Genomic DNA, 8,787 nt, shown 5'->3' with positions numbered 1-8,787 from the left:
GAGCAGGCCGGTGCGCAGCATCGACAGCGCGAGGATCATCGCGAGGAAGGTCGCGGCGTTCACGATGAAGACCCAGCCGGAGCCGATCGCCACGATCAGCAGACCGCCGACCGCCGGGCCGACCATGCGGGCGAGGTTGAAGGATGCCGAGTTCAGGGCGACCGCGTTCGAGGTGTCGCCCGTCGACACCATGTCGGAGACGAATGCCTGCCGGGCCGGAGCATCGAATGCGTTCACGACACCGAAACCGAGGGCGAAGGCGAACATCATCGGCAGGGTCATCACGTCGTTCAGCAGCAGCACGCCGACCGCGATGGCGAGGGCCAGGAGCGCCGACTGGGTGGCGAACAGGATGTGGCGTCGGTCGAAGCGGTCGGCCACCCAGCCGGTGAGGCTCACCAGCACGAGCGGCGGACCGAACTGCAGCGCCATGGTGACGCCCATCGCGGTGGCGTCGTTGTCGGTCAGCTCGGTGAGCACGACCCAGTCCTGGGCAGTGGCCTGCATCCAGCCGCCGACGTTCGAGACGAGGGCGCCGGCGAACCAGATCCGGTAGTTGATGTTCGCGAAGGAACGGAACATCGCGCTCATCGCTCCACCACCCGTCGCATCAGGGCGCTCGCTTCTCGGAGCGTCGTGAGCTCGGCCTCGGTGTATTCGACCTCGCGCAGCATGTCGGCCAGCAGCTCGTCGCGGCGGCGGATCGTCTCGACGACGAGCTCGATGCCGGCGTCGGTGATGTCGACCTGCACGCGGCGGCGATCTTCCTCGTCGGGGGTGCGCACGACGAAGCCCTGCTCCTCGAGTCCGTTGATGGTGCTGGTCATCGACGGTGCGGTCACGCGTTCGCGCACGGCGAGGGTCGAGATCGTGCGGCGGCCGTTCATGCGCAGGTCGGCGAGCACCGCCAGCTGAGCATCGCTCATCGAGTCGGCGGCCCGGGCGCAACGGAGGCGGCGGGCCAGGCGGAACGTGGCCATGCGCAGGTCTGTGGCGGTGAGGGCGAGGGATTCATCGGACGCAGGCATTACTTAGATAGCCTATCTAATTTTTCTGACACTGTCGCGGCGGCGGGCACAATGGAGGAGTGACCCGAACACTCGCCTTGGAAATCGCCGTGCAGGACCCCGCCGGAGTGCGCATCGCCGCCGAGATCGGCGCCGATCGCGTCGAGCTCGCCACGGCGCTCGCCCTCGGCGGACTGACCCCGTCTCCCGCGACGCTCGAGTTGGCGGTCGAGGCGGCCGGAGCAGATGGCCCCGAGGTGCACGTGCTCGTCCGGCCGCGCGGCGGCGGCTTCCACTACACCGACGACGAGCTGGCGATCACCGAGCGCGACGTGCGCCGCGCGATCGCTGCCGGTGCGACCGGCGTCGTCATCGGCGCGCTCGACGCGGGGGGGCACCTCGACCTGTTCGCCATGGCCCGGCTCCGCGATGCCGCGGGCGGAGCGCCCGTCACCCTGCATCGCGCCATCGACGTGACGGCCGACCCCGTGGCGACGCTGCGCAGCGCCAGGGAACTCGGCCTGCGCCGCGTGCTGACCTCGGGTGGGGCATCCGCCGCGATCGACGGCATCGACACCCTGCGCGCGCTCGTCGCTGCGGCCGAGGGTGAGATCGAGATCATGGCCGGCAGCGGAGTCGACGTCGCGAGTGCCCCGGTGCTCGCCGCGGCGGGGGTGGACGCGATCCACTTCTCCGCCAAGCGGTCTGTGATCGAGGAGGGCGGCGTGCGGATGGGCTCGGCCTCCGACGGCGTCGGCGGCTACGAGGTCACCGACCGCGACATCGCTTTCGCGATCCGGGATGCCGTCGCGCGGTAGGCGCTCTCGGCCCGCGGTCGCTAGGCTCGCAGCGTGACGGGATTCCGGCTCGATTCCATCACGAAGCCCCCGGGCCGCAGGCCATCCGTCGCGGCAAGGCATGCGCGTAAGAGGTCTTCGCGGGTGGCTATGCGGGCGCCGACAAGGCCGGCATCCGGCTGCTACGGCCGAATGCCGGCCCAATGCTCTAGTGGGGTGGCTCTGGCGGGGCGGCCCGATCGAAGTCGTCTGTGTCGCTGCTACGGCGCCTGTCCGAGCGAGTGAGGACGAAATAGGACAAAATCGCACCGCCGATCGGACCAATGATCGTCCAATCGAGCGGGCGCGGAGACGCAATCTGGAAGAGATAGATCGTCAGACCGAACCAGAGAGCGAAGCCGACGCGTCCAAGGCTCACCATTGCTTCTCCTATCGTGTGCACTTAACGACAGTCATGTGCGGGGGAGGCGGGCTGGTCCTCGGGAAGTTGAGAGCGACACAGTTGCCTTTCGCTGCGGCATCTCGAACGATAATGCCATGCACGAGGGCTGAAAAATTGATCGCGGCCGCGCAGACAGGCGCAGCGGGTCCGGCCGCCGCGCAGATACCCGAAAGAATACCGGCCCAGGACTGGACGTCGCCGCTAGCCGCCGCGAGGCTCTTGGTCTCTTTCTTCGTCAGTCTGATCCAGTTCCCCCACCACTCCGAACCGACGTTGGGGTCAGCGATTACTGGGAAGGCCGTAGCATCGTCGAACATAACGCTCTGAACGAGGGTGCCGCCCTCAATATCGAGCGATGTAGGAACCGGACTTCCATTGGCATCCACGGCCCATGGTGCCCTAACGCCTCCGACCGGCATTCCGTCGGCTGCCTTGATTATTACCGACCCATCCGAGGTGAACTCCGTGCTGCCACCTGACGGAATCTCCAAAGCGAACCGGTACTCGGACGGCGCGGAGGCATTCGGGATTTCGATGAGCGTCTGAACACCGTCGCCTGTCGCGAAGCTGCTGATCAAGGTCTGATCGTCCGAAGTGCTAATTAGCGCGCCTCCGATGCCATCGAACAGTTCTTCAGGCACGGCCGCGGTGTCAATGGAGTTAGGGACCGATTGCCCCGGCAACTGAATACTGATGTTCGCGTCTTCGACCGTCACAGTCTGACTGGTCGTGTCGACTGCCAGTTCCGCTGACGAATCGTCCGGACCCGTACTTGCTGTCGCTGGGGATACCTGTCCTACGACCACCAGTCCGCTGACAAGTGCCGCGACCAGTCCGATGCGGGACCTTGCTCGTCTCTGTTGCATGTTTCACTCCGATCTTGGATGGCCCGCCCGCGCGCAACGGTAGTTCCGTCGACACGTACTGTGCGTAGACCGTTCGGCGACGGCGCCTTCGCGATCCGGAATACTGTCGCGCGGTAGGCGGTAGGCGGTAGGCGGTAGGCGGTAGGCGGGATGCCGTCGCGCGGTAGGCGGTGCGGGTGCGCGGTCGCTAGGCTCGCAGCGTGACGGATACGCGCGAGTTCACCGACGCCCATGGCGTGGCCATCGTCTATGACGTGCATCCGGCTGCCGGGACTCCCCGCGGAGTCGTGCAGCTTCTGCACGGCGTCGGCGAGCACGCCGGACGATACGGCGCTCTGATCGGCGCCCTCACCGGCGCGGGTTTCCACGTCTACGCCGACGATCACCGGGGCCATGGCCGCACCGGCATCCGTCAGCACGGCGGACCCGAGAAGCTGGGGCGACTCGGCGTCGGCGGACTCCGCGCGGCCGAGGATGCCGTCTGGCAGCTGACCGGAATCATCCGCGACGAGAACCCCGACCTGCCGCTCGTGCTGCTCGGCCACTCGTGGGGTTCGTTCCTGGCGCAGATGCTCGTGAACCACCACCCGGAGGCGTGGGATGCCGTGATCCTCTCGGGCTCCGCGCTGCGCACCCCCGGGTTCCTCAACGCGGCACCCCTGAACGCGCGGTGGGCGAAGGACGAAGGCGCCACGGGGCTCGAATGGCTCAGCCGCGATCCCGCCGTGTGGGCCGCGTTCGCCGACGATCCGCTCACGACCGACGTCCCGCTGCTCAAGCTCTTCGGTCCGATCGAGGCCGCGCGGCTCTACGGGCGTCCGGCCAAGGACCTGGGTCGCGACATCCCGATGCTGCTCCTCGTCGGTCGCGATGACCCGGTGGGCGGACCCCGCAGCGTGCACAAGCTCGCCGACGAGTACCGCAGCCGGTCCGGGCTCACCGACATCACGACCCTCGTGTACCCGGATGCGCGCCACGAGATCTTCGCCGAGCTGCAGCAGGAAGAGGTGCGCGCCGACGTGCTCGCCTGGCTCGACGCGCACATCCCCGCGCGCTGAGCAACGCGCCTCGCATTCCCGCTTCCGTGCGGTGTGACGCGACGTTACGCCCGGTGAAGGCGTGTGACGGACCCGTTCTCCGTGCTCGGAGACGACCGTAGATTCGGGTCAGTATTCCGCGCAGGAGCGAGGAGCGCGCCGTTGTGGGCTGCCCTCGCACGGGAGGGACCGCACCGATGAGCTTCGTGAAGGACTGGCAGGACTGGCACGCGTCGCGCGAGCGCTACGCAGGGTCGGAGTATGGTCCGTCGGCGCTCGAGTCGACGAACTGGCTCATCACGGAGGCGGCAGCGGTCGACGGCATCCCCGGGCTCTGGGCGCTGACCGGCGACGGCGGCATCCGGGGGAGCGAGCTCGGTCAGGCGGGATCGACCGTGGTCCTGCGCGGTACGGAGAGTGTCCGCCTCGGCAGGCGTGAGCTGCGGGTGTTCGATCGCCACGGTGCCCTCGCGCTGCGGGTGCTGAATCCGGCACGGCCGCAGCGCGAGTGGTTCACCGCGATCGACGCCTACGCGCCCGACGAGCGTTGGCGACTCCCGGCGGTGTTCGAGGAGACGCCGGATGAGCAGATCCTGATCACATCGGTCGACGGTGAGGCGCGGGAGACGCCGGTCGCCGGGCGGTTGCGGTTCGAACTGGCGGGGGCAGCCCAGACGCTCACCGTCACCCGGAACGGACAGGGCGCGCTGAGCGCGGTCTTCGCCGACGGCACCAACGGGCTGGAGACGTACCGGTTCCGGTTCCTGCCGGTCGACGAGCCCGCCGCCGATGGTACGGCCGTGATCGACTTCAACCGCGCCTATCTGCCGCCGTGCGCGTTCTCGGACCAGTACGTCTGCCCGTTGCCGCCCGCCGGCAACCGGTACTCGACGCCGATCCGCGCCGGAGAGCGCGTGGTGGTGCTCGGGGGCTGATCCATCCGGTGGTCGGTGCATCACGGCTGACCCGCCGGATCGGGGCTCTCGCGCCTTAAGCTGGAACCGTGCACGGTGAATACAAGGTCCCAGGTGGAAAGCTCGTCGTCGTCGACCTCGAGATCGAGGACGACCGGATCGCCCGCTTCCGCCTCGCCGGCGACTTCTTCCTCGAGCCGGACTCGGCGCTCGACGACATCAACGCCGCGGTCAACGGGCTGCCCGCCGAGACGGACTCGACGGCGATCGCCGCGGCCGTCCGCAGTGCCCTTCCGGATGGCGCTCAGCTGCTCGGCTTCTCGCCCGAAGCCGTCGGCACCGCCGTGCGCCGCGCACTCGTGACGGCCCCGGGGTGGCGCGACTTCGACTGGGAGATCGTGCACGACCAGGCGGTCTCGCCGCGCATGAACCTCGCCCTCGACGAGGTGCTCACCGCCCGGGTGGGCGAGGGGCGCCGGCGTCCCACCCTGCGCATCTGGGAGTGGAACGAGTCGGCCGTCGTGATCGGGTCGTTCCAGTCGTACCGCAACGAGGTCGACCCCGAAGGCGCCGCCCGGCACGGGTTCGACGTGGTCCGCCGCATCTCCGGCGGGGGCGCCATGCTCATGGCCGCGGGGCAGATCATCACGTACTCGCTGTATGTGCCGGCATCGCTCGTCGCGGGCATGACCTTTGCCGACTCCTACGCCTTCCTCGACGACTGGGTGCTGCAGGCGCTGCGGTCGCTCGGCATCGACGCGGTCTACCAGCCGCTCAACGACATCGCGAGCCCGACCGGCAAGATCGGCGGTGCCGCGCAGAAGCGCCTCGCCAACGGGGGAGTGCTGCACCACGCGACCCTGTCGTACGACATCGACGGCCAGGTCATGACCGAGGTGCTGCGCATCGGCCGCGAGAAGCTCAGCGACAAGGGCACCACCTCCGCCGCCAAGCGCGTCGACCCGCTGCGGAGCCAGACCGGACTCGAGCGCGCCGAGATCATCGAGCGGTTCAAGGACACCTTCCGCTCGCTGACCGACGCCGAGACGGGGTCGATCACGGCGGACGAGTATGCCGACGCCGAGGCTCTCGTCGAGTCGAAGTTCGCCACCGAGGCGTGGCTGCATCGGGTGCCGTGACCGCGGGCGCGGTCACCATCATCGAGGGTGACAACCTCGCCGTCGCGGCGACCCTGCCGTCGGGTTCCTTCACGCTCGTGTACCTCGACCCGCCGTTCAACACCGGCCGGACGCAGGGGCGGCAGGTGGTCACCGCGCGCCGGACGTTCACAACTCCTCAAGAATCTGAGCCCGTCGCAGGTGCTGCCACGGAATCCGGCGACCAGGAGGGGGTGACAGGCGCAGATCTGAGGAGTTCTGAACCGCCGGAGCCCGAGACGGAGCCGGCGAGCGAGGTGCGGCACGGGTTCCACGGCCACGCGTACGAGCGGGTGCGCGGGATGCTGCGCGCGTACGACGACCGTTTCGATGACTACGGCTCCTTCCTGATGCCGCGGCTCGAGGAGGCGTGGCGGCTGCTCGCCGACGACGGCACGCTGTATCTGCACCTCGACTACCGTGAGGCGCACTACGCGAAGGTGATGCTCGACGCCGTGTTCGGGCGGGACTGCTTCCTCAACGAACTCATCTGGGCGTACGACTACGGCGCGAAGTCGCGTAGCCGCTGGCCCACCAAGCACGACACGATCCTCGTCTACGTGAAGAATCCGCGGGAGTACGTCTTCAACTCCGAAGAGGTCGACCGCGAGCCGTATATGGCGCCGGGACTGGTCACCGCCGAGAAGGCCGCGCGCGGCAAGCTGCCGACCGACGTCTGGTGGCACACGATCGTCCCGACGACCGGGCGCGAGAAGACCGGTTATCCCACGCAGAAGCCGGAGGGCATCCTGCGCCGCATCGTGACCGCGTCGAGTCGACCCGGCGACCGGGTGCTCGACCTCTTCGCCGGCAGCGGCACGACCGGGGCCGTGGCCTCGGCGCTCGGTCGCGATGCCGTGCTGGTCGATGACAACCCCGAGGCGATCGGGATCATGAAGACGCGGATGCCGCACGCCGAGGTGATCACGCCCGGCTGAGGGCGTTCGCGGTGTCGCCGCTCGCCGTCCACAGACGGGAGAATGCTGTGATGACGGATACCGACTTCGAGACGACCGCCGACCTCGTCGAGGTGACGACCACCGCAGGACGCGTGCGCGGCCGCTGGCGTCCGACCACCGGTGGTCGAGGCAATCCGCGGTCGGCGGCGTTCCTGGGCATCCCGTTCGCGGAGGCCCCGGTCGGTGAGCTGCGCTTCCAGGCGCCCGTGCCGAAGGCGCCGTGGGAGGGCGTGCGCGACGCGCTCGAGTTCGCCGCCACCGCGCAGCGCGGCGATCCCGGCGTCACGCTCATCCCCGAGCCGAGCGTCGAGGGCGAGTCGACACTCAACGTCAACGTGTTCACGCCGAGCCCGGCCCGCGCCGGGCAGGGAACCGGGCTCCCGGTGCTCGTCTGGATCCACGGCGGCGGGTACTTCGCCGGCTCGCCCGCGAGCGTCTGGTACGACGGCCGCAACTTCAACCGCGACGATGTCGTGACCGTGTCGATCTCGTACCGCCTCGGCTTCGACGGCTTCGGCTGGATCGAGGATGCTCCCTCGAACCGTGGTGTGCGCGACTGGCTGCTCGCGCTGGAGTGGGTGCAGCAGAACATCGCCGCGTTCGGCGGCGACCCGTCGCGCGTGACGATCGCCGGCCAGTCCGCGGGCGGCGGTGCCGTGCTGACCCTGCTCGGCATGGAGAAGGCGCAGCACCTGTTCCACGGTGTCTACGCGATCTCCGGCGCGCTCGCCGATGTCGCCGCCACCCGTGCCGAGACGTTCGGTCGCGGGCTCGCCACCGCCGGCGGGGTCGAGCCGACCGTCGCCGGCTTCTCGTCGCTCTCCGAGGAGCGCATCCTCGAGCTGCAGAAGAAGGCGACCGCGCTCGGGCCGTCATCCGTCGGCAGCATGATCGAGGAGGGGCTGCCGCTCGGGCCGAGCATCGACGGCGACCTGATGCCGCGGTCGACGCGCGAGGCGCTCGCCGCGGGTGTCGGCGCTGACAAGCCGCTCGTGCTCGGCGCGACCGACGACGAGTTCACCATGGTGTTCTCGGATGCGGCGAAGAAGCTCCGTTGGGTGCCCCGGTCGCTCCTGCTGGGAAAGCTCGGGCTGCCGAAGGCCGCGCGCCGCGAGTACCTCGCCGCCAACGCCGACGTCACGGGACTCGGCAATGCCCGTGTCGCCGGGAGACTGCTGACCGACCGGATGTTCCGCTCGGCGCTGCTGAAGGTCGTCGCCGACCGCGGGGCCGCGCCGACCTGGGTGTACCGGTTCTCGTGGCCGTCGGGGCGCTTCGGTTTCGCGGAGCACTGCCTCGATGTGCCGTTCTTCTTCGACTGCCTCGACGGGCCCGCGATCGAGCCGCTCGCCGGCCCGAACCCGCCGCAGCAGCTGGCCGATGAGGTGCACGGCGCGGCGGTCGCGTTCGTCACCGGCGGGGATCCCGGTTGGCCGCGGCACGAGGGGGGTGCGGGCATCGTCCGGGTCTACGACACTCCCACCCGCGACGTCCGCGATGCCTACGCGTCGGTGCGTCCGCTCCTGGGCGAGTCGTCCTGACGATCTGAGCCGACCAGCCGTCAGGCCACGTACACCTTGCGGAGCGTCTCGGTCACGGTCCAGGTCG

The 8,787-nt window shown here is 69.1% G+C and carries 9 protein-coding genes; 6 read left to right on the top strand and 3 right to left on the bottom strand.

Translation table 11 applies throughout. The annotated features are described in order from the left end of the window. Together ACNPM4_RS08335 and ACNPM4_RS08330 are read right to left on the bottom strand one after the other, a co-directional pair. On the bottom strand, positions 1–582 hold a 582-nt coding region (locus tag ACNPM4_RS08335; protein ID WP_448985375.1), incomplete at its 3' end, for an MFS transporter. A 5-nt stretch (positions 583–587) separates the two neighbouring features. Next, entirely contained in the window at positions 588–1,028 is a 441-nt protein-coding gene (locus ACNPM4_RS08330) for a MarR family winged helix-turn-helix transcriptional regulator (RefSeq protein ID WP_448985374.1), read from the bottom strand. A gap of 59 nt (positions 1,029–1,087) precedes the next feature. On the opposite strand from ACNPM4_RS08330, the gene ACNPM4_RS08325 reads away from it, so the two are divergent. Next, positions 1,088–1,825: a copper homeostasis protein CutC gene (locus ACNPM4_RS08325; RefSeq protein ID WP_448985373.1), complete on the top strand. Its 738-nt coding sequence runs from the start codon at positions 1,088–1,090 to the stop codon at positions 1,823–1,825. 408 nt (positions 1,826–2,233) lie between these two features. Here ACNPM4_RS08325 and ACNPM4_RS08320 read toward each other — a convergent pair whose 3' ends face one another. Beyond that, entirely contained in the window at positions 2,234–2,962 is a 729-nt protein-coding gene (locus ACNPM4_RS08320) for a hypothetical protein (RefSeq protein WP_448985372.1), read from the bottom strand. Positions 2,963–3,312: 350 nt separating this feature from the next. Here ACNPM4_RS08320 and ACNPM4_RS08315 point away from each other — a divergent pair, with 350 nt between their 5' ends. From ACNPM4_RS08315 to ACNPM4_RS08295, 5 genes are all read left to right on the top strand, one after another. Then, positions 3,313–4,170, top strand: a complete 858-nt coding sequence (locus ACNPM4_RS08315) for an alpha/beta fold hydrolase (protein WP_417507476.1) — start codon at positions 3,313–3,315, stop codon at positions 4,168–4,170. 176 nt (positions 4,171–4,346) lie between these two features. Further along, on the top strand, positions 4,347–5,084 hold the full coding sequence (locus ACNPM4_RS08310) for a DUF1684 domain-containing protein (RefSeq protein WP_029262138.1): 738 nt from the start codon (positions 4,347–4,349) through the stop codon (positions 5,082–5,084). A 68-nt stretch (positions 5,085–5,152) separates the two neighbouring features. Continuing rightward, a complete protein-coding gene (locus tag ACNPM4_RS08305; RefSeq protein ID WP_091031347.1) occupies positions 5,153–6,202 on the top strand; it encodes a lipoate-protein ligase LplAB in 1,050 nt (349 codons plus the stop codon). Further along, positions 6,181–7,158, top strand: coding sequence for a DNA-methyltransferase (locus ACNPM4_RS08300; RefSeq protein ID WP_448985371.1), 978 nt, complete (start codon positions 6,181–6,183; stop codon positions 7,156–7,158). The genes ACNPM4_RS08305 and ACNPM4_RS08300 overlap by 22 nt, the downstream gene beginning before the upstream one ends. 50 nt (positions 7,159–7,208) lie before the next feature. Then, the gene (locus tag ACNPM4_RS08295) at positions 7,209–8,720 is read left to right on the top strand and encodes a carboxylesterase/lipase family protein (RefSeq protein ID WP_448985370.1); all 1,512 of its coding nucleotides are present in this window, start codon (positions 7,209–7,211) and stop codon (positions 8,718–8,720) included. Positions 8,721–8,787 lie beyond the last annotated feature (67 nt).

It is taken from the genome of Microbacterium umsixpiens, assembly GCF_053543675.1.
This window is presented reverse-complemented; position numbering and strand designations above follow the sequence as displayed.